At 37.4% G+C, this 22,633-nt stretch carries 14 protein-coding genes; 8 read left to right on the forward strand and 6 right to left on the reverse strand.

Going from position 1 to position 22,633, the window contains the following annotated elements; translation table 11 throughout:
• Window positions 1–892: 892 nt before the first annotated feature.
• Window positions 893–4,687, reverse strand: coding sequence for a S8 family serine peptidase (locus tag AC1DOS_RS08735; protein ID WP_477537190.1), 3,795 nt, complete (start codon window positions 4,685–4,687; stop codon window positions 893–895).
• 443 nt (window positions 4,688–5,130) lie between these two features.
• Here AC1DOS_RS08735 and AC1DOS_RS08740 point away from each other — a divergent pair, with 443 nt between their 5' ends.
• Together AC1DOS_RS08740 and AC1DOS_RS08745 are read left to right on the forward strand one after the other, a co-directional pair.
• On the forward strand, window positions 5,131–6,375 hold the full coding sequence (locus AC1DOS_RS08740) for a helix-turn-helix domain-containing protein (protein ID WP_477537191.1): 1,245 nt from the start codon (window positions 5,131–5,133) through the stop codon (window positions 6,373–6,375).
• A 39-nt stretch (window positions 6,376–6,414) separates the two neighbouring features.
• Complete coding sequence (locus tag AC1DOS_RS08745) at window positions 6,415–6,888, forward strand: BsuPI-related putative proteinase inhibitor (protein WP_477537192.1); 474 nt, start codon at window positions 6,415–6,417, stop codon at window positions 6,886–6,888.
• Window positions 6,889–7,238: 350 nt separating this feature from the next.
• Here the strand turns inward: AC1DOS_RS08745 and AC1DOS_RS08750 are convergent, their stop codons facing one another.
• A complete protein-coding gene (locus AC1DOS_RS08750) occupies window positions 7,239–10,754 on the reverse strand; it encodes a S8 family serine peptidase (RefSeq protein ID WP_477537193.1) in 3,516 nt (1,171 codons plus the stop codon).
• Between the two features lie 434 nt (window positions 10,755–11,188).
• Here AC1DOS_RS08750 and AC1DOS_RS08755 point away from each other — a divergent pair, with 434 nt between their 5' ends.
• Window positions 11,189–12,436: a helix-turn-helix domain-containing protein gene (locus tag AC1DOS_RS08755; RefSeq protein ID WP_477537194.1), complete on the forward strand. Its 1,248-nt coding sequence runs from the start codon at window positions 11,189–11,191 to the stop codon at window positions 12,434–12,436.
• A 517-nt stretch (window positions 12,437–12,953) separates the two neighbouring features.
• Here the strand turns inward: AC1DOS_RS08755 and AC1DOS_RS08760 are convergent.
• Together AC1DOS_RS08760 and AC1DOS_RS08765 are read right to left on the reverse strand one after the other, a co-directional pair.
• Window positions 12,954–13,769, reverse strand: a complete 816-nt coding sequence (locus AC1DOS_RS08760; protein ID WP_477537195.1) for a lipid II flippase Amj family protein — start codon at window positions 13,767–13,769, stop codon at window positions 12,954–12,956.
• 83 nt (window positions 13,770–13,852) lie between these two features.
• Window positions 13,853–14,494: a spore germination protein gene (locus AC1DOS_RS08765; RefSeq protein WP_477537196.1), complete on the reverse strand. Its 642-nt coding sequence runs from the start codon at window positions 14,492–14,494 to the stop codon at window positions 13,853–13,855.
• Between the two features lie 65 nt (window positions 14,495–14,559).
• Here AC1DOS_RS08765 and AC1DOS_RS08770 point away from each other — a divergent pair, with 65 nt between their 5' ends.
• Window positions 14,560–14,904, forward strand: coding sequence for a hypothetical protein (locus tag AC1DOS_RS08770; protein ID WP_477537197.1), 345 nt, complete (start codon window positions 14,560–14,562; stop codon window positions 14,902–14,904).
• Window positions 14,905–15,126: 222 nt separating this feature from the next.
• Here the strand turns inward: AC1DOS_RS08770 and AC1DOS_RS08775 are convergent, their stop codons facing one another.
• Window positions 15,127–16,848, reverse strand: coding sequence for a M4 family metallopeptidase (locus AC1DOS_RS08775; protein ID WP_477537202.1), 1,722 nt, complete (start codon window positions 16,846–16,848; stop codon window positions 15,127–15,129).
• Between the two features lie 277 nt (window positions 16,849–17,125).
• Between AC1DOS_RS08775 and AC1DOS_RS08780 the strand changes: the two genes are divergently transcribed.
• The 3 genes from AC1DOS_RS08780 (at window position 17,126) to AC1DOS_RS08790 (ending at window position 19,171) form a co-directional block, all read left to right on the forward strand.
• Window positions 17,126–17,959: a DUF4047 domain-containing protein gene (locus AC1DOS_RS08780; RefSeq protein WP_108586544.1), complete on the forward strand. Its 834-nt coding sequence runs from the start codon at window positions 17,126–17,128 to the stop codon at window positions 17,957–17,959.
• Window positions 17,928–18,473, forward strand: coding sequence for a signal peptidase I SipW (gene sipW, locus AC1DOS_RS08785; protein ID WP_477537198.1), 546 nt, complete (start codon window positions 17,928–17,930; stop codon window positions 18,471–18,473). Before AC1DOS_RS08780 ends, sipW begins: the two co-directional genes overlap by 32 nt.
• Before the next feature lie 83 nt (window positions 18,474–18,556).
• A complete protein-coding gene (locus AC1DOS_RS08790; protein ID WP_477537199.1) occupies window positions 18,557–19,171 on the forward strand; it encodes a TasA family protein in 615 nt (204 codons plus the stop codon).
• 242 nt (window positions 19,172–19,413) lie between these two features.
• Here AC1DOS_RS08790 and AC1DOS_RS08795 read toward each other — a convergent pair whose 3' ends face one another.
• Window positions 19,414–20,664 carry a helix-turn-helix domain-containing protein gene (locus tag AC1DOS_RS08795; protein ID WP_477537200.1) on the reverse strand — a complete coding sequence of 417 codons (1,251 nt, stop codon included), beginning with the start codon at window positions 20,662–20,664 and terminating at the stop codon, window positions 19,414–19,416.
• Window positions 20,665–21,799: 1,135 nt separating this feature from the next.
• On the opposite strand from AC1DOS_RS08795, the gene AC1DOS_RS08800 reads away from it, so the two are divergent.
• Entirely contained in the window at window positions 21,800–22,309 is a 510-nt protein-coding gene (locus AC1DOS_RS08800) for a protease inhibitor I9 family protein (RefSeq protein WP_477537201.1), read from the forward strand.
• Window positions 22,310–22,633: the final 324 nt, after the last annotated feature.

Consider the following 22,633-nt stretch of genomic DNA (forward strand, 5'->3'; position numbering starts at 1 on the left):
AGACAACATTATTAAATAGAAAACCCAATTAAAATTAAGGAGAAATATGGAAATTTTACATGATAAAACATTGATAGAAATATACAAAAAAGCAGTTGTAATAATATAAACAAAGATTTTCTTTCACATAATAGAGTACTCAAGAGTCTATCTCAATGTCGAAAGAAAAACCTCTTCCCATCATCTCAGTTGTAATAATATAAAGAAAATCTTTGTTTATATTATTACAACTGCTTTTTTGTATATTTCTATCAATGTTTTATCATGTAAAATTTCCATATTTCTCCTTAATTTTAATTGGGTTTTCTATTTAATAATGTTGTCTTTCAAGTTGGGGTTTCCTTTTTCACAATGTTAGTAAGATTATAGTTTGCATTTCTTTTTATGGCTATTGGGGTTTTATTCAAGGTCTTTTTATCTAGTTGATTAAATAAAACCTCTAAAACAGCTTATTTATTGTAGGTTTATTCTAAATAACCTTATGAAATTGTTCATAAGATGGGGTTTTACATAGTTATAAAGGATTATTGAGTTACTAAGTTTAACGTCTGGACCGAGGATTGAAAGATTTTACACGTCCATGAAGATAGTTTCGTCTTGATATGCAGTGGCTGACTATGAAAAAGCCCTGTAAAGACGGCACTGCAAAATGAAAACAGAAAAGGGAAAAGCACTAAATCGCTTTTCCCTTTTTTATTTTAATAAATTAAATGCTATGAATGTGTGTGTTAACCTTGTTAAATCAATAAACAAACTAACTTTTCGTCAAATCTCCAAATTTATTGATTTTGATTTTTCAATGGTGTTGTCAATTAATAATAACGCCCTTAGAACCGATAGATTCTAAGGGCGTCGTTTTGTTAAAACTTCTCTATATTCATTATTCTAGTTTTCACCTTAATCCGTAAGCTTTAATAACCTCCTGGTCGATGCGGTTGCCTGCATCATCCCATGCACTCGCTCGGAGTGAGACAAAGGATTCACTCTTACTAGGATTCTTAATATCGGCTGTCCAGCCATTTCCTTCACGAACCAATTTCACTTTTTTCCACGACTCGCCTTCGTTAAACGATACTTCCAGAGAAGCGGAATCGATTTTTCCATTTCCAGGTGCATCAGCCAATTGTGATGCGGTCAAGTTCAGCTTGGTTGTGTGTCCTGTAAATGCATTTCCGCTCATGTCGGTTTCTACTTCATAATCCAGTGAAATCAGCGGAAGATCTGTATTATATACTTCTTGCTGTTTAGACCAAAAAGTCCACTCTGTATGTGTGCTAACAGATGTTGCCCACCGCTCCGCATCACGAGTTGCATCACTTACCAAGCGATACTGAGTATTTTCCGTTGGGAAATTATTGAATACATGGAGATCTTGTGCCCCATTTTGTTCTCTTACTAGAGTAGATCCTTGATATAGTTTCAGTGTTTGCTCTTGGGGATAAGTATTAACTGACCCCGTATGCCCTACTCCTGAATCCGCCCAAGCAGGAACATTAAATTGCATGTAATTTCCTGAACGTTTAGGCGTCCAGTAACCCTCTCCGAAGCGAGGACGTACAACTGGTGCAAACCATTCCTCATTCAGATGCTGACCCGGCTTGTATTTGACTACTGGTTGCCGTACTTCCCAAGAGCCGTCAAGTACGTTTGCCTGATGGTACCAAGATGTGCCTTCCTGGGCTGACACCCACTCGGTGCGAACAGAAGGAAGGGATAAATTATAAAGGAATCCAGCTCCATATGTGCTGTATGGTCGAATATCCCAACGGAATTCTGCTCCTGGAGCTGAGCGGTCTGATTTATATTGAGAATTAATTTTCACAAGCTCACTCTTGTTAGGAGAATAGGTCAAATCCTTCGGAACAACGTTTTGGTGTCCTTCTACAAGATCATAAACATATGGTGTGTCGGGTGTACCCTCAACATTTAATTTTAATTTTCCAGAACGGGCAGCTTTAATAAGTTTATCGCCTTCTGTTGCGCTAACAGAAGCAACGGCTATAGGGGCATCTGAAAGTGTAAAATCTTCATTTTCAATTCCAACCCATTCACTAAGCTCCCTTGGGCCATCGTTAACTGTAATTAAAAGTTTTGCACCTGCTGCATGGGCTACTGCTGCACGTTCAGAGCCAGAAATTTCATCACTGCGATCAACTAAAACGACCTTGCCTTTCGCATTGAGGCGTTTATAATCTTCAGGAGCTCCTTTTCCTGCATAAACAGCATCCAAATTATGTTTACCTTCTAAAAGTTTGCTTCCTACCTGTGGTATATCATCTAGCTCATTTCCATTGAAGTTAATGGTCAATAACGGCTTGATAAGGCGCCAGCGTGTGGACATATCGAGTTCTCCATTTATAACGGTTTGAGTTGGCTGTGCGTACATTTTATCCACCCATACCGGCAAAATGTACATGGCATTTATAGTTTTTGATCCATTAAATGTGCGGTAATATTCCATTCTCCTAAAACTTGCTTCATTCTTTTCCGGAACGTTTACTGTATATTCACGTGCATTACGAGCGTCAAGTTCAACAGTTTTTGATTCGTTCAGATTAACTTCAGGATTACCAACGAGTGCAACACCTGCGTGGTCCGTGTTCACATCGACATCCATCAATGACATGACGGAATAGATTCCAGCTGGGAGTCGAAATTCCTTTGTACCCTCAACTACATAGAAATCTGGCTCTTTATTCTGACCAACAAGAGAAATAATGGTTCTGTTAGGAGATCCGTCACGATCTGTTGCATTAACTGTAAGAGAATATCTCTCCTCTTCCTTCATCACAGCCATTGCCGTATGTGCAACCGTTTGGCCGTCTACATCGGCAGAAAGCTGTCCTTGATATCGGCTTCCTAGAGCAGCAAGTTCAGGGTCAAGTGTCACTGAAACTTCAGCACTTCCTTTAGCTGGTACGGTAACCTTATTAGCTGAAAGTGTTAATAAACCAGCAGGTGTCTCTGAACCGTCGTTATCTGTAAAAGTTGCTGAGAGATCCAGTGTTACAGACTTGTCGCTATCGTTGGTATACGTAACAATTTTTTCGACAGGAACGTCGCCTTCATGCGGCCAATCAAAGAAATCAAAGTCCAAGGATCCTGTGGCACGTACAGTACCAAATGTGGCTGCAGCAACGTCAAGACGGCCAGTTCCCCCCTCAAACGGTTTAATGTTATCCAGCTTCTTTGTCGTACTCATCAAGGCATCCTTCAGTTGAGAACCTGTCCAATCAGGATGGCGCTGTGAGAGAATGGCTGCAGCTCCAGCTACATGAGGTGTTGCCATGGACGTACCGTCAAGACTGAGATAAGAACCGCTACCTCGACTTGATAAATGGGAACGGGCAGCTACTATTCCTACACCAGGAGCTACTAGATCAGGCTTTAATCCTGAATTCCCAAATCTCGGACCTCTAGAGGAGAACCAAGCAAGACTATCAGACTTGTCAACTGCACCAACTGTAAGTGCAGCATCTGCAGCTCCAGGTGAACCAATACCTTCAGCGCCAGTGTTTCCGGCAGCAATAACAAACAATGCACCTGTCTCTTCACTAAGTTGATTCACTGCTTGAGCCATTGGGTCAGTTCCGTCACTAGGCTCCGTGCCACCTAAACTCATACTAACAATTTTTGCATTGTGGGCAGCCCATTCCATTCCATCAATAATCCAGGAATCCTGACCATAACCCTCATTACTAAGCACCTTACCTACAAGTAAGCGTGCTCCTGGGGCTACCCCTTTATTGAGTCCTTCAGATGCAGATCCTGTTCCAAGTACAGTGGATGCTACATGTGTACCGTGTGCATGGTGGTCGAGCACATCTTCCCCTGGAACGAAGCTCACAGCCTCATCTAGCTGACCAGCCACATCTGGATGTTCTGTATCTATGCCAGTGTCAAGTACGGCTACCTTAACTCCCTTTCCGTCGTAACCGGATGCCCAAGCCTTTGGTGCCTCAGTCTGCGGAACACTTTGTTCAAGGTTCGCTTTTACACGACCATCCAGCCAGATTTTCTCAATACCATCATTCAATTGCACTATTTCCTCTAGAGAAGAAGCTCCCATTGGTGAGATACCCTTCGCTTCTGTTGAACGTTGAGTAATATCGTTCCAGAACGCTTTAACTTGTTCCTTATCCGCAGATACTGCAACACCTCCAATACTTTCTAAAACATGAGTACGCTCAGATCCCTCAGGAGTAGCAGGCAAAGCAACCTTGGAACGAGATTTTGTTGGAGCATATTGGACTATCACGGGCAGGGTAGATCGCTTCACATCATCATAACCGTTAGCAATGAGTGCCGTGATATTGAACAAATCTTTATCCAGAAGATCGGAAGCTAAATATGACATCGCTTGATTAGGAATAACAAAAGTATCCTTACCGACTGTCATAATACGAGCTCCGTCACCGGCTTTATCAGCAGGTTCGACAGTTATGACACTCTTTCCTTCTGCAAGATCTGTCACTGTAACAACATCGCCTGTAATAAGTGTTATGACATGTTTGCCTTTGCTAGAATCAGAGCGCTCACCAGTCGAGTTTGTATCAACTGCTTTTACATTGAAGGCTTTTTGATTATTGAAAGATGGATCGTTTGCAATAGCTTGAATGGCAGGAACGGATAACATTGCCGTTGCTGCCATAGTCGCAACAAACTTCTTTAACTTTGGATTTTTCATCAATTATTCTCCTCTTCTAAAACTATTAGGTTATTATGAATTTGAGTGCATAAGGATGCTTATAAAAAAATAGTTTAATAGACTTCAACTCCTTGAAATTCGGATTTTTCAAATAAAAAGTGAGTAGCTGAAGACACGATATGAGCAAAATAAACATGCATATACGCTTCAATGCAGCTAATCAATGAATCTAAAAAAAATTTAATACTTATTAAATATTCATAATAAATATATAATTAGTATGATAATCAAAGAGTACCTTTCTCCCCACTTACTGGCAATGGGGGTTTTGTTACGACCGTATGTCTAATAAAATCAATAAAAATATGAAAAAGGAGTGTTTCTCAACAAAATAAGTAGAAAAATCCCTAAAATAGTAACTTAGAATTGGGGTTCTTGGTTCTTACTCGGATTTTATTGGGATTTGCAAGAAGGAGGTCATCATGATTCAAGGAAAAATCATCAAATTTCACCGTGAACTTCAAGGCTTGAAGCAATCAGAGTTAGGGATAGGCATTTGTTCTAAAACGCATGTAAGCAAGATTGAACGGGGTCTTACAGAAGTATCAAAAGATACAATAGAGGTATTGTCCAAGAGGCTTCGCATAGACATGAATGAAGAGATTGATACCTACTTGAGAGTGGATTTGTTATTAAAAGAATGGCATGAATCTATAATTCTAAAACTGAACGCAAAAGCGGAAAACATTAAGCATCAATTGGAGGGCATTGTTCTCTTACAAATACCTGATTTTTATCGTTCCAATACGCTGATACTTACCAGGTATTATTTATTGATTGGGGAAAGTACACTTGCTGAGACCTTGATTAAAGAAATGGATAGTTGGCAAAATCTTACTCCGTACGATCAAAATATGCTATTACACATTAAAGGAGAATTTTGTTTAAATTACCAAAAAGAATATAGTGAAGCAATTTCTTATTTAAAAAAAATTAACCTAACGTATTACAACAATCCCGAATATTATTACCATTTATCTATTGCCTACCATTGCATGGATTCCCGAGTATTAGCATATTATTACGCTAATAAGGCTCTTCATTTTTTTACAAAAGCACATAGTTTTACTCGAATAATCGAAACAGAGATGTTGATGCTGATTCAAGTTGAGCAAGAAGAATATTTTGACGAAAAGGATTCAGGGTATCCTAGATTAATTGAGATGGCTGACGATTTGAGTTTAGACGATCAAAAAGCCAAACTCCTCCACAATTTTGCCTATCAGCAATTTAGGTATGGGTACTATGACAAGGCTGTTGAAAACTATAGGAAGGCCTTGAAAATATTAGAGCCATCCAATTCACAGTATTTAGTGTCATTGGAAGGATATTTGAATGCCTCCACAAAGCTTGGGTTAACGTCTGACACAGAATTGTTGCGTTTAGCCAATGAGGGTTTCTCGCTAGCTACTAAATTAATGGATACCATGTTTAAACATTATTTCCAGTTACATATATATAAGATTCAAAATCAAAAAGAACTATATTACCATTATCTAGAGACAGAGGGTTATCCGTATTTTAAGCAGATGGGTTATGCCCTTGCAGCTGAGACTTATGAGATAAAATTATTTGACTATTATATGGAAAGAGAAGAAAAGAACCTAGCTAATAAATATGCATTGCCTATTTTGGAGAAGTACCGAAAAAATAACGAACTCGTTTAATCATTATTTGATAAGTAAGGAGTATCATTTCGTGGAGAATTGCTGTCCAATTTTCGGATGATTTTCGTCGTAAGGAACCATAAAACTTTAAATACGGAGGTTACGGTCATAACAGAATTGAAATGGGATGGAAAAGTCACTGTAGATGCAGATCAAGCTACGTTTACTTTTACAGTTAAAAATAATAGTGAGCAGCCAATAATTCTAGAATTTCCAACGAGTCAGTCTTATGACTATTCAGTGTATAATGCCCAAGGAGAACGAGTGTATCATTTTAGTAAAGGGAAAATGTTTCTCCAAGCACTTCAATATAAAACGTTAAACAAAGGAGAACAAATTCAATTTGAAAGTATCTGGAATTACAAAACGAATGAAGCGGAGAGAGTGCCGGCTGGAATGTATACAGTAAACGCAATATTGACCATTCGGAAAATAAATGACACACTCGTTCATTCACAGCCTTCTACTACGTTTGAATTTTATATTCCGGCTGAAAATACTGCTTTCAAATAGGGTAAATTGAGGGAAAGTGTAATCAAGGGTCAATAATCGGGGTTTTACAAGTTGCTTTTCATTAATTGAAGGTTCAAAAAAGGCGATTTCCCCTTAGTGTTGGGAAAATCGCCTTTTCACTTTAATAAAATGCTTTGGGCTGTTTTATATTAATACTTTTCGGAACAGCGATAAAGACTGTCGCCATTTGTTTTACAAAGCTACGCCTAACTCTTTGAGAATATCTTCCAGTGTTTTTCCATTCACTTGATCCACTGGTGTTGGCGAATTACTTACATATGGTTATCTTGTAATTGAGCAAGTTGAAAAGAGGAAAAAATAGTAATAGTGAGACCGGCTCTTATTTTTAATTATTGCTGCAATACAGTTACTGTTTGCGGACTTGTCGTTACTTTAAAGCCTTGCTTGTTTACTACTTCTGCTGAAACTGTATACGTACCGCTTGGAACATCCGCTTCTGGAGTCCATTTCAAGTGAATTTCATGCTCATTCTCAGCTACAATCGTGTCCACTACCTTGCCGTTTACATCTTTAACGTTTATTGTCCAGTTCACACGGTTACTGGCAAACGCATTAATTTGGGCAGGGGTGGTTGTGTTTACGTTATTGTTTGGATACACGGAGAAATAACTTACAAGCATTTCTTCATTAATATAAGAAGGATCTCCCCAAACCGTATAGCTGTGGTTAAAAGCATAGTCTGCACCTAACACTACCACACTCTTCGGCTCTTCTTTTACTAGTAAAGAAGTTTGTCCCGGCTGTATGGATTCATACTTACCGTTATACCAAATGATTGCTGCGTTATATCCGCTACCTCCCTCGTTGTCCACTGCCTTGAAAGAAATTTCATACTGTCCTTCTTTTGGCTGCACTTGAATATCAGATACAACTGGGGCAACAGAATCAACATGGATTGGAAGCTTCACTTCTTGTGGCTTCGCATTCGGGTAATCTAGTGTTGTTTTAATAACAAAGTTGTATGTGCCATCCTTGACTGCTTGTCCTGCCTGGTCTTTTACGTCCCATAAATAACCACTATTCATATAATCACCGTATGCCATAACATTTTTACGGAACTTCCACGGTTTCCCAGTATATTCACTGAAATCGCCTAGGTCTTGAACCATTTTTCCTTTATCATTCTCCACGTACATTTCTGTCTTCTTTAAGTTGCGAAGTGCTGTAAATGTTGGGTACACACCTGGTAAGATAAAGTTTGGTGAAATGACAATTCGGTCCATATTAAAGGTTCCGGTATAAGGGTCATATCCCAACGGGAATTGTGCTCCTTCATCGTTCCAAAGCACGGTATATCCTAAGAATGCATCTTTATCCCATGCAACAGGATCAACGTTCTGCGGCTGATCCCAATCTCCATAGTAGCCCATATACGGAACGGTTAACGGAACTGCCGCCTTGCTGTTCTTGCCTGTTGGCACTAGGCGAACAAATCCTTCAACAAACGTCCCTTCCTCCAAGCTTTCAGGTAATACAAGTTTTACGTCTAGGTTCTTTTCTTGACCCGGTTTAATTTTCAATTTCGCACCTTGTGTATGTGTCACTTTCTCGCCATTTATAGATGAAATAGCACCTTTTATACGCTTGCTTGTTAAAGTTAAATATTCTTTAGAATCCAATTTCCCGTCTTCGTCTAAGTCAAATTCTTTTGTTTCTTTTCCATCCGTCAAAACATCTACAAAGACCGTGTATTCTAAATCTTTTACATCTACATTTTTTAAGGCTTCCACATTCAACTTGAAGTTCGTACTTTTTTTATTAATCTCTTTTAACGCTACAGCTCCGGCTTGCTCTAACGGAGTATCCTTGCTTGTCACAATAACAGGTGTTTTAATTGCATTTTGAATTTTCATTAAGCCGGATCCTTGTACACGCGGTGAGTACGGTACTTCATTATTTGTTCGCGGATCTTGTACTACCTGCGCTGTATTCATCAATGCGATTTTTGCCGTTAGTGCTGTATTCTTTGAATGAGATAATCCTTTTTCATATAATGCTTGCATTAACAATGCCGAACCACCTGCAACATGAGGAGTTGCCATGGATGTTCCACTCATGACCTCATATTCATTGCCCGCAACTGTTGAATAAATGTTGCCGCCCGGTGCTGAAAGCTCTGGTTTAAAGTCTAACGTATGCGGTGTTCCGACAGATGAAAAGTCGGAAATGGTATTTTTATCAGGATTATCAAGCCATATACCCTTTGTCATATTCATCTTAACAATTTTACCACTTGTAAGTTTTGCAATTAACGCATCTCCTGCTACCTTACTTGTTGTAGCAGCTGGAGTAGATAGATAGCTGAAATTTAGATATGGGAAATCTGCCATCGTGGTTGGCGGTACTAGAATAACTGCTTTCGCACCATTCTTCTTTGCTTCCACTTGAATATAAGAATAAAATGCATAGGGTACTTGCGGTTTCGCAACTACTATTTTGCCTGCGACGTCTTTTCCAGCGAAATCTGCCTTTCTTCCTTCCCCTACATACTCCATTTCATAGCTTTCACTAGGTGTTAGTACTCTGGAGAGTTTAAAATTAAATTGCGTTTGGTCTTGGTACGGAAGCTGTAAACCGTTTTCTTCTGCCAGCGTGGTCTTATGCATTTTTGTGTTTTCATAGGAAGCAACAGATAACGCATAAGGGCTTACTCCTGGTTCTCCAACTGTACCAATATCCGGATTCTCAGCATATGGTTTTTCGGAAGAAGGCAAGAGATTGTTTTTTGTGCTGTAAGCAGCGTTACCACCTGCTACAACAACTAGCGTTCCTTGTTCAGTTGCTTGACGAATTGCTTTTTGAATTGGGTCGTTCTCTTCGCCAACGAATCCCGCATCAGAACCAAGGCTCATGTTGATAACATCGGCGCTCAATGTTACCGCGTGCTCGATACCTGCGATGATATCATCTTCATAAGCTCCACCGCCATTATCGGAGAAAACTTTTTCTGCCAACAACTGCACACCTGGTGCAACCCCTTGTACTCCATCGTTTGCTTCATCACCATTAGCTCCTACAGTTCCTGCAACATGCATACCATGTGAACTTCCATATTGACCGCGTGGAATTACGTCTGTATCTTTATCAGCCCAGTCATAACCTGTCGGAACTTTGTCGCTGTACCATACTTCGTTTACTGCTGTTTCTGCGAGTTCCCCTTGAATGTTCTCTTGCGTCCACTTCTCTTTTTCTTTTCCTTTTTTCGTCAACGTCATATCTTTATGAGTATAGTCTAGTCCGGAGTCGACAATCGCAACAAGCAATCCTTCTCCTTCATATCCGTATTGTTCCCATACCTTTTGTGCTTGTACCAATTCTTTGCTTGCCCCCATAGATGGTTGGAACGTCCTTGCGATATGCACGTTTATAACACCTGGAGTTGCCTGAATTTCTTTTACATTACTAAACTCAGTTTCCATACTAAAGCCGTTAAAGCTTTCATAGAATCGATGCTTTACTTTAGAAGCTGATTTTTCCTTAGAAATTTGTGCAATTACTTGATCTTGTTTTTGTTTATACTGCGTCTTTTTGTTTTGGATAGATTTTTCCAATATTATTGGCTGCTCTACCTCCACAATCAAACGCACCTTTTCATCCGGCTTATACGGTTTAGCTAAGCCGTCTTTTTTCAAATTCTTATATCCAAGCCTATCCGCTGCTTCTTCAGCAGCTTGGTTTTGTTCATCTTGGAAAATTTTCAATCCTTGCTTCGCAATCTCCTCTACATTTGGAGAGGAAACCGAATTATTCTGTGGCCCTTCCGCAAACACTGTTGTCGTTAACAACATGGCAGTTAAAGTCGTCGTTGCAAATACCTTGTACGGAAATTTTCTTCTTTTTTTCAATTTTTTTCACCCTTCCCCGTTTTTTACAAAAAAACAAAAAAATATTTACTTCTCAATTTTTAATAGTTTTAAAATTAAGAATCTTTCATATATAATTGTAGTATTCTCCTAATAGGAAGTAAATCGGGGTAATCAGTTGCAATCAGTTGGAAATAAATAGGAATTTACTTATAACACTTTAACTAAAATATGTAAAATAATTTATTTTCACTAGATAAAAGCGCCTCCAAAACTTACATCTTCTTACAAATAATATTTTGATAGAGCATATTCTTCTTATTAATTACCCCAAATACTAGTTTTCCAAATGGGTTAGTCGGATTAAAGCTTTGTACCTCCTAGCTTTCTAGCCTTTATGTGAAAAACTGACATCTGATATATCTATTTCTTCTAAACATGTTACATGTAAAACAGAATAAAGGAGTTGATGGTACATGGATGAAGGATTAATTATTAAACTGTATCGTGAACGAGCTGGTTTGACTCAAGGACAACTGGGAAAAGGGATTTGTTCTGTCACTCATGTAAGTAAAATTGAACGTGGACTTACGCAATGTTCAAAGGAAATTATCAACCTTATTTGTGAGCGACTTAACATCGATTTACAAAAAGAATTAGAACAATATGAAAGATTGAAAAAGAAGCTGAATGAATGGCTTGATGTAATGGTCAAACAACAGATGGCAGATATAGAACTTCTCAAACAAGAAATCGAAGACAACACTTTTGTCCATATATCAGAAGCACATCATTTTTATCGTATCCTAGTAGCACGCTATTTCTTATTAAAAGGGGATATGGAAAAAGGAAAAGACATTTTAAAGAGCTGTCAAGCTCATTGGAATGAGTTGGATCGTTATGAAAAAAATTTGTTGGAACATACATTGGGAATGTATTACCTTACTTTAAATAAAAGTAAAGAAGCAATTCATCATCTGAAGAATATTAACCCGATGGAGTACAATAACCATGAATTTTATTTTCATCTTGCGTCTGCTTCTCATTACACAAATGCTAAAGTAAAGTCCTACTATTATGGAAATCTTGCCTTATCTTATTTTCGAAAAACGAATAATTTCAAAAGAATACTGGATTCAGAAATGCTAATGTTAGCACAAATGGGATCTAACGACCTTGATCATTTCGAAGATACAGTTCAGCAATATCAGTCGTTAATTAAAAGCTGCCGAACTTATCAAGAAGAGGCAAAGGAAATTAACGTATGGCACAATTTAGGAGTTGAATACTTTTCAAAGGAATATTACAAAGAAGCAGTTGACGTATATAAAAAAGTACTTGAAATGTGTAAATCATTCCAAAATCCTCTTTTAAAACTAAGCGCGTTAAGAGGATACGTACACAGTTGTCTCCACATAGAGAATCTAAATAACAAGGAAGAATTAAAAAAATGTATTTGTGATGGACAGGAGATTGCTAATAAAACTCAAAATAAAACCTATGAATATGTGTTCCATATGCTAGAAATTCTATTGCATGATGAAGATAAAAAGGACTATTACCGATTTTTAGAAAACACATTCCTCCCCCATTTACGGGAAACAGGGAATAGCATTTTAATCACCCTCTATGAAAAGGAGCTTTTTCAATATTATCGAAAAACCTCTCAGTATCAAAAAGCCAGTGGACTTGCGGTTCGATATATAGAGTTTCCCGCGCAATAGATTAAAGGTGCACCTACCTAGAAACTCTCTTGATGATCAAACGAGGTTAGTCCCCGTTGGATGCTGTTCTGTTCTTCCCAAGTTCAAGAGTAAGGAAAAAAACCGTCCTGCTGTGATTACTTAATCAAAAAAAGGTCTTGGATTTTATTCCAAGACCTCCTTGTGTATAAAATCATTTAATGAATCCAAAATGGGCCCCTACAGGTTGAGATAACACCCGAATAGGAAGTATTCAACTTTATAATCCATAAGAAAAAGCAGTCCTATAAAGGCAGCCGGTTCTTCAACTAAGCAGATGCCAGCGTAGAACGTGCGGGTGAGTGGGGCAATGATGCCGTCAACTAAACTGTCCACCCACTACTTAAACCCTACTAAAAAAAGGTCAACCAATAAAAACTGGTTAACCTTATAATACGAAGCACCCGTTGGCATTCCATCTAGCAAAAGCGAGCGCTATACCACAGAGGAAGGCTGCATGTGTAAAAGGTGAGCTGTTAGTGAAGAATCTTGATAGCTTTTAGTTCATAAATTTAGTAAACCAAGCTACATATTTAGCACCTGGTATAAATAATAATTGTGCAAGTAATGTCCCAAATAGTCTTGAAGTAATCATCATTAAAGAAATGCTTTTTAGTGAAAGGTAATTTCCCCTTTGATTGACTACATCATCGGCAAGAACTGAAATTTTAGGATCAATAAATATCACAAGAAGAATAGTAGCAATACCATTTATTAGCCCAGATGCCATAATAGCAGTTGAAGCTCTATCTGGTGCTAATAATGCTGCGTACAATGCAGATAATACCCCGATTGTATATATTGCAGTTATTATCATATTGACTAAAAATAATTTAATAGGGATTTCTTTTATCTTAATATCTTTCAAATAGGCAAGCTTAGGTAAACTAAAATGCTTTAATCCTCGCCTCATGTATTCCAGGGTTAGTCCCTTTTTAGCTAAAGCTGGAATTGACCCTTTCTCTTCTGATAAATGGATTATAGCTCTTGAAAATATGGCAATAAAAGTAGGAAGTAGAAAAATGCCAAGTAATGTGCCCAATGTTGAAGCACCAATAAGAACTCTATATTGACTTTCAACAAACTCTAAAGTGTTTTCTTTAGGTGCCGTATCTATTAGACTCCCCGTAAATGGCTGTTGCATCATATTTGCTAATCTAGAAACAATGACCATCAGATTAAATAAGGATAAAGCAGAAGCAATCATTTTCACCCTTGCACCCGACAACCTAACGGCGTAGGCCAGCGTTTCTATTGAGTGGATTATAAAAATAAATAAAAATATAAATACTAATTTTTCTGTAATAAATTCCAATTTGATTTCCCTACTTTGGCTTTATTTAATAAACCTAATATTATCACATAACTAAAAGTATTATATTTAACTAAGCTTTCCCATTAGTTGACCAAACTTTTCCCAGTGTTCACGTTTTCATTATCTACAATTTTTTCAATATAAAGAACAGCCACTCTCGTTTTTGTAAGTGTGCCAACCATTACCTCTTTAATTTGCAAATCAGATATAGGCAGTCGTTTACGAATCAGATTAAGATTGCTATCTAACGATTCTACAAATGATTCTTTTGGTCCAATAACGCTAAATTCCACTTCAGGGATTGAAATATTGCGACCAATTTGCAATTCCGCCCTTACTAACGCGCACATATTATCCTTTTCATCCAATTGAATCATGACAAATCCAACTAATATCAATTTTTCAATTTTATCAATCTCATTTGTAATAATGATATTTTCAACCGAAATGGCAACCCGTAATTCTTCATACGTTTGAATTGGCTTGTCGTTGATGAGAGCAAGAATATCACGATGCAATATTTCTACGTCAATCAACGATCTACAATAAGAAATATATATAGGATTCGAAGAATTGTTATTGGAATAGCTAATAAAATCACTGGATTTTTTCAATCTACTCATGATTTCAGAAAGATTTTCATTTGATTCATTTGATTCCTTCGATTGCTTTGATTCCTTTGATTCTGTTGATTCTTTGTTTTTCTTTTGAAACCACTTTTTCACTGTACTCACCGTCTCCTGTTTAAAGAAATCCAGAGGTATCCTTTGAAATTAGAACCTTCGTATTTTTGCAAAAATGGTGGTTAGACCGAGGGTTAATCGCATGGTTTGTTAACAGCAACCAGCGCCTAATGTTAAAAATTGAAGTGGGTCCACTTCATCAGGAAAAACGGCTGAAACTTTTACATGCATTGCGGAGCCAAGGAGTAATAATACGGGATTCTGCTTTTGAAGACGGCAAAAAATACACCGGTATATATACCAGTTTCTTGCCTCTAAAAAACTGGGAATCGAAAGAATCGATTAGTCAGACCATGATACAAATGTATGATGCTGCAGAATATCAAGAATTAAAAGGGAAAATTGAACGGGCTTTAAGTAATATAATTACTGGAGACGTGGATTCGGTTTAGTGGGTTTTTATATTTCCCAAAATAACTTCCATGCTAGTCGAAGAAGAAATTCATGGGATGCCGAAGTTCCTGAAGATCTATTTAACAAATAGGAAATAGATTTTCTTCAGCAACTTTAATAAGACCGAGTATAGTTATTTGTTTCTGCAAACTATCAGATTGTTAGCAAACTAGAAGAAAAAAACCATGAACAGACTCACTCGTTCATGGTTTTTTCATTTTCTATTCTGCTGGAACGCCTATAGAATCATATGCATCAATTACTGTTTTAGTTTCTAGTGATGGTACACCATTCTTATCTGGGTAAAGATCTCTAGAAGCTTGGATAGCAGCTTGACGCATTTCTTTGAAACCAGAAGAAGGTACTAAATATTTTGTTAAAGCACGGTAGAAGATTTTTTCAGTTTTTGAACGAGTAATTCCTGTTACTTTTACTCCGTAGTGCTCGCCACCTTCAGAGATTAAGTAAGCAGCTTTGTTGTTAATGCTACTACTAATGTGCACGCCACCTTTATCTAACGTACCTTGATAGCGATCTTGATAATGATCTGGATAACGATTATCTCTCATCCCATATGCCGGAGAAAGAAGTTTAGATCTTGGATCACTTAGTGAGCGAAGACCACCATCACCAGCTTTATTTGGAGTGTAAATATCTTCACCCATGTCCCATTCTGCTGGGCTAGTAGCCCCATTAGAATGCATTTCAGACAATGCGCCAAAAATATCAGCTAGTGATTCATTGATGGCACCAGACTCATCTTGATACGTTAAATTTGCAGTATTTGAAATAACACCATGCGTCATTTCGTGACCAGCGACATCCATGCCACCAGCTAATGAGCTAAATGTAACCCCATCACCATCTCCGTATAACATTTGCTTTCCGTTCCAAGCGGCGTTATTCCACTTCGACCCAATATGAACAGTACTTATCAATCCCGTACCTTTATCATCTAAGCTATTACGCTTGTGAATATTTTGATAATAATTGTTCACTTTAATAGAGTTTGTATGCGCTGAAACAGCAGCAGGATCTGCAAAGAAGTTCGTTTTTGTTTCTACTTCAAATCCCGTGAATCCAAAAAATGCTGACAGGAGAATGAAAGAATTTTCACCCATGCGTCTCGCGTCGAAAGTGTTGACAGATACAATATTAGGGTTAGCGGTTGTGCCACCAGCAATAGCAGCACCTTGTAAATAGTTTTTACCAGATGCAGCATCTTTTACAGCAATAAAGTTTTGCATAGTACCCGTTACGTCTAACCCTCTTGCCATTACTGGAGTAACTGCCGGTGCATCAGCCTCATGAATTGCATTGAAGCTATCAATTACTTCTCCGTTTGTAGCATCTACAAAGTAATGGAAATATCCAGGCGCTGGAATAGAAGTAGATGCTTTGATTAGGTAAGTTAAATGAGATCGCCCTCCATAATTATAGATTGTTAACTCAGAGTCAATTCCATCGTAATTCTTTACTGCACCAATTTGTGATTCAACACCTTCTTTGGCAATTGCGATTGCATCATCTTTTGAAATAGATGCTTCGGTTGGAATAATTGAACGCGCTAATTGTTTTTGTGTTACTTTGCCAAAGGATGCATACACATTATTGTTTGCATCTAATGCAACAGCTTGTCCAGAACCGTAAATTGGAATTCCTTTGTATTGCTCAATAGTACGTACATGGTATGTACCTGTTGTACTATCCGCTTGCTCGCTAATAATTTTGAATTGATCCCCTGAAGTTGCCTTCGTTTGAATTCCAGCTACTTGTGATTGAAGGAAAGCTTTCACAACCTCTTGCTTACTTAATCCTTCAGCTTTAAATAGTAAAGTTGATGCGCTTGCTGGTTGAGCAGCAAATGTAGCTGCATTTGGTACGATTCCTCCAAATGTAACTGCCAGAGCCAATACAGCAGGAATAACAACTTTTTTACTCATCTTCTTCTGATCTTTCTTTTTCAATACACTCACCCCTTCTTTAAAATGTGATATCACAATTAGAATTATTTAGAAAATTCTAAACAAAGTCAATCGGTTCTAGCCAACTCCCTATTGGGTTATTTTTAATGCGGTTATTAGCATTTATCTGCTCCAATAAGCAATTTCGACAAAATTCCGCCTTGTTTTATGATAAAAATAACCCCATTTAAATATTCTCTCAATTCTGAAATAATGAGGGCAGAAAGATAGAGTTGCTTTACGAAGGAGGGTACAAATGAAGAGAACATTCAATAGAGTTGTCATACTTCCCTGCTTATGTTGCGTTTCCTTCTATGCAGGAATTCAGATAGTAGGAGAAACAGAAGCGTCATTTTCTAGCCAAGTTTCATCAGATCCCATAACAATGTCTGCAGCATTTGTTTTTCCAGCAACCATTAAACAGTTAGAGGAATATGCACAAGAGATTGCAAAGCTTATGCATGTCAACTTTGAAACTATCATTGCTACTTCACCAGGTTTATCATTACAAGCATTATATGAAAGGCTTGCTGAAATCACAGAAATCGAACAGGAATTAAACCTCCAATTAGGCACACTAAAGAATGTTTATGATGAAATGTCCACATATAATAATCAGATTCAAGATCAAGGAGAAGCTGATAACCGTACATTTGAATATGTACGTAAGGGTTTTGAAAACATAGATAGAATTTTGCAAGAAGTACAAGGAACGATTGATTTTCAACAACTAGAAGCAGTTCGCTCTACTATCACATTGCAAATAAATGAACTGGAAGAAAAAGCTTCTAAAGAAAATACACAAGCCAATCAACATCAAGACAACTCTGAATCTCCGGATGAAACAACATCGGAAGAAACAGCTTCCGAGGAAAATACACAAGTCAATCAAAATCAAGACAACTCTGAATCTCCAGATGGAACAACATCAGAAGAAACAGCTTCCGAGGAAAATACACAAGTCAATCAACATCAAGACAACTCTGAATCTCCGGATGAAATAACATCTAATCAAGAAGCATCAACGAATTCAAATAATAATGAGGAGGTGACAGAACATGAAGAAGAAAATATTGAGCGCAGTGAGTAGCACCATTAGAAGCGTTTTCCTAATTGCCGTATGTTTATTAGCATTTGTTGTTCTTTCTTCTCGAGTATCAGGAGGTGAACCAACAATTTCAGGATACCAAGTAAAAACAGTATTATCAGGATCGATGGAACCTACATTTCAAACAGGTTCTATCATCTCTATCAAGTTAGGAAATTCTTCTTCTTATAAAAAAGGTGATATTATAACTTTTCGCGTTGATGAGAAGTTAATTACACATAGAATTTTGGATGTAAAGCAAGCGAATGGACAAGTATCTTATAAAACAAAAGGTGATAATAATGACGGTCCTGATTTATGGACTGTTTCCTCACAAGATGTAGTTGGAAAGTACACGAACTATACGATTCCTTATGTAGGATATGCAATGAATTATGCGAATTCTAAAGCAGGGTCAGCTCTTTTGTTAATAGTTCCTGGTATACTGTTGATCATTTCTGCATTACGTTCCATTTTTGGTGCAATTAAACAGCTAGAAGTAAAAAAAGCATTGTAATTTGGTTATATCTCCTATGTACCTACAAAAATACATAAGAGTTTAATAAATTTTGATTCAATAATAATAAGGGGGATTTAAGAATGAGCTTTACAAAGACGGTAAGTAAAGGTGTTATGACAGCTGCATTAGGATTATCATTAGTTGGGGGAGGAACATTTGCATACTTTAGCGATACTGTTAATACACAGAACACATTTGCTGCGGGTACATTAGATTTAGCAGTAAATCCTAATTTTGTTGTAAATATCGACAACATTAAACCAGGCGATGAAATTTATCGTGAGTTTACTTTAGAAAACAACGGTACATTAGATATTGGTAAAGTATTACTAGATACTAAATATAATGTCGAAGATTTGAAATCAGATAATACTGATGATTTCGCAAAACATATTAAAGTGACCATTATGTATAACACGAGCAGTGCAACTACTCCCATTGTTGAGACAACACTATACGACCTACAAAATCAAAAGCCAGATTTAACTGCAATTGATGTGTACGAAGGCAATACTACGAAACCAGATGGAATTCCTGCTGCAGGTAAGGAAAAGATGTTCGTATTGTTCGAGTTTGTAGATAATGGACAAGATCAAAACAAATTCCAAGGCGATAAATTACAAGTGGATTGGAAGTTTAATGCAGAGCAAACAGCTGGAACATATTACGACGATACAGATGATAACAACAACTAATATATAGTCAAATAGGGGGAAGACTTCCCTACCCACCCCATATACCACCGTACAGTTCGATGTACGGTGGTTTAATTATGTCTGACGTATAAGTGACACTTTAAAAGTATTTTTGTTAGTTCAAAAAATTTTAGACAAATGCGTCAAGCTGCAATTCTGAGTACAATAAAGATTCAATTCCCTATAAGCATTCGTGTCAGCATGAGTTTTTCGAGAATCGGAAGGAGAAAAATAACTGTGCTCTAAGAAATAGCATCCATAAAGATGTTTGAAATTTGGACAGCTTTCTCATACTGTTTCATCTCCACGAAGTGATAGTATAATTGCTTGCAGTACCTGTTAGTTAAAGTCGCATGATTGTTGGACTTGAAGTAAGGGATAGCATCATTCTCTATGAAGCTGTAATACTGATCAAGTTTATCCTCTATACGATAGATGAGAAGCTTGAATAATATTTTGTATAAACGGTTGTCCAATTCTTTTGCCACGGACATCCCTTCCTGAGCCTTGTTCAGCATTGCCGTTTTTCGTAGCAGCTTTCCTTCAAAGCAGCTTTTCAAATAATTGTGCAGACGTTGAAGAAATAAAACAGAAGGCTTCTCCGCCATACGGAGCGCCTCTCTAAAAAGCTTCTGTGCATTGGCATAATCTTCTCTTTTAAAGTATTGATAGCCTAAGTTGTTCAGGAGCATCCCTTTTTTATCAGGTGCATTCAGTGTTTCACTGTCATGAATCAGATTATAATAGGATTCCTTCATCTCTTTGAAATCAAGATGTATATCTCCCCCAATCTGTAGAAGCATCAAGGACTCAGCGTTGATTGCCCTCAAGAAGTTATTCGTTTCCTTGAAGTGCCGTAACGCTTTTTCCGCAAATGCATAGGACTTTACTTTGGAATCGATCCAGTAATAGGCTACGGCCAAGTGGTAATAGTATTCAGGGTTGCCATACTCATCCTTATCTATTTCCTTCAAGACTTTTACAGCCTTTTGATGATTTTCAGTGTTTGAGCTATTGTAATTAGCTATGTAATATATGCCCAATACGTGCAATAGCAGGTTCTTTTCATAAGGCGGTAGCTCTGGATAGTCTCTTTTGATATGCTGCAAAATGACATATGTCTTATCGAAATCACTCTGCAAGATATAATATCTAGCCTGCAGCAATCGATACAGGGAATCATATTTAGAAAAGCTGATGAATGGGGTTGCTTCTAGCTCTTTTTTAGTTTTCTCCACCGCCTTCATCCTTTGCATAATGATTGAGTTATGCCAGCGATGGAGCTGTTTCTCCATGTTCCCAAGACGGATAATCCCTTCTTCTATATCTATGTGCAAGCGCTCTGAGAACAATCCGATGATTTCAGAAGAATAAGACGTTTGCCCGCGCTCGATTTTGCTAACGTGAGTGACTGAGCAAATTCCTCTGCCTAATTGTTCCTGTGTTAGACCCGCTTTTTGTCGGTAAAATTTAATGATTTTCCCTTCTAACATATAAATCTCTCCTTATGTTCCTAAGTAATATGAATGGAATTATTTTTATATAAGTTCTATAGAGATGTATATTTCAAAGTGTTACCCCAATTAGAAAAAGTCTGTTTCCTCTAGACGATTTCCTTTGGAATCAGACTTTCATTTGCCCCCAATTTTAGGGATACAATCCGCCATTTTGGGTTTAATATCTTCCTTCGTGACAGACTTCTGAACTAGTACTATCAATACCAGGAGTAATGACAAATCCCTGATCTACTTCAATTGTTGAATTCCTTGACGTTGTCAGGTGTCAGCTGATTCAAGATTTTCTCGCCATTTTTGTACTTTTTGGATTTTCTGCTAGCACATTGAACGGAAGGCTAGTTATTAAATTCAATCTCTTATTGCCCCAATCATAAACAAAGCGGAAAACACTGTCAATTTGGGTAATAGAGTGCCTTTTCTATCTCACAATAAAATCAGACTAAAATTCAATCTATTAATTTGTCGTATTTAGGGGGATTTTCGTGCATTATGGGTAAAATCAATAAAATGTACCGAGAAAAATCAACTTTACTTAAAAACATCAAATCTAATTCATTACCTTAGATCTACAGAAAGAGATTACTCCAAATTCAAAAAGAAGCAAAAAAAAATTTTCGTCCCTCGCTTCAGCTTGTTAAAAAAACTTTCCCTTTACTATTTCAAAAGATTCAACAACACTAACTGCTTCTTTTACTTTCAACAAATCAAAATGAGAATTCGTCATCTTTAGTCTTAATCTCATTTATTAATGCTATCAATCGATTGAATGTTTCTTGCCAATTTTCAATAGAAGAAACTCTTTTCGCATATTGGATTTTGAAACGATTGTGAAAACCTTATATAAACAATTTTAAGGATGGTTCCCTTTGTGATTTGGAAACCATCCTTTTTAATTCACTATACTTTTAAGTTGGCATTATAGATTTAACTCGTTTCTTTTACTGCCCTATTCTCGCCACTACTTTTTGAAAGGACAAAATAAATTGGAGTGAATTATTGTTCAATTACCTAGCAAAGAGATCAAATGTCCTAAACAAGGGTAAAGTAGTACTAGAAATTGGAACTCATTAAGTTTGCATTGGCAATAAAATTAAAAGGAGAACCTGCCGCGATGAAGAACTATTATAGAGTGGTTATCATAGGATCATGTGTCATCTATTTAGGTTGTCAATTTGACATTGTAGATGGGAGAAAAATGGATTCGAAGACTGAGAATGAACTGGAGGTAAAAGAAACGATGAATACACCTATATATGTTGATCCAGAAATCGATTTAACGAGCCAAAAGAAGGTTTCCATCATCATCCAGTTTAAAACTAAGCCAGCTAAGATAGCTGTCATAGAAGCACAGGCAAAAGGACTGACATTATCGTTAGAAGAAGCAACGAAAGATGTAGAAGACAGCCATATACGTTTTCATAAAGACATTCAAACACTGTTAGAAAAAGAAAAAGTCCCTTACTCGATAACTAGATCGTATAAGACCGTTTACAATGGTGTGGCCATGGAGCTCCCCGCTTACGAAATCAAWAGATTGTTAAACTCAGCGGAAATTTCCACGATACACGCTGATAAAGAAATTCAGTTGGATCCCCCTATACTTCCGTTTGAACAGATGTAAGAAAAGCGGAATGCGCCTCTCTAGCTTGACGCCATGAAAAGTGGCATGCAGACTGGCGCTTGGAGCTAGACACAGTAACACCGGAATTTTATACTTTCTTATATTTTAAAAGAGGGCTGCACGCTTCGTTTGGCAGCAGCCTTTCTGTTGGTGGAAGTGAACAGATAGAGTGATATAAATTTCCATGATTTTACTATTACAACGTGAAGCGCATTTTTTTACAACGTGAGTGGAGTGTTTCCTTCGTTCATCGTAAAAACTCACAATATAAGAATAGAACTGTCCTTTTAAAGTGAATAATATCAGAACAAGTGAGATTAATAT

It is taken from the genome of Paenisporosarcina sp. P5_A11, from assembly GCF_056400705.1.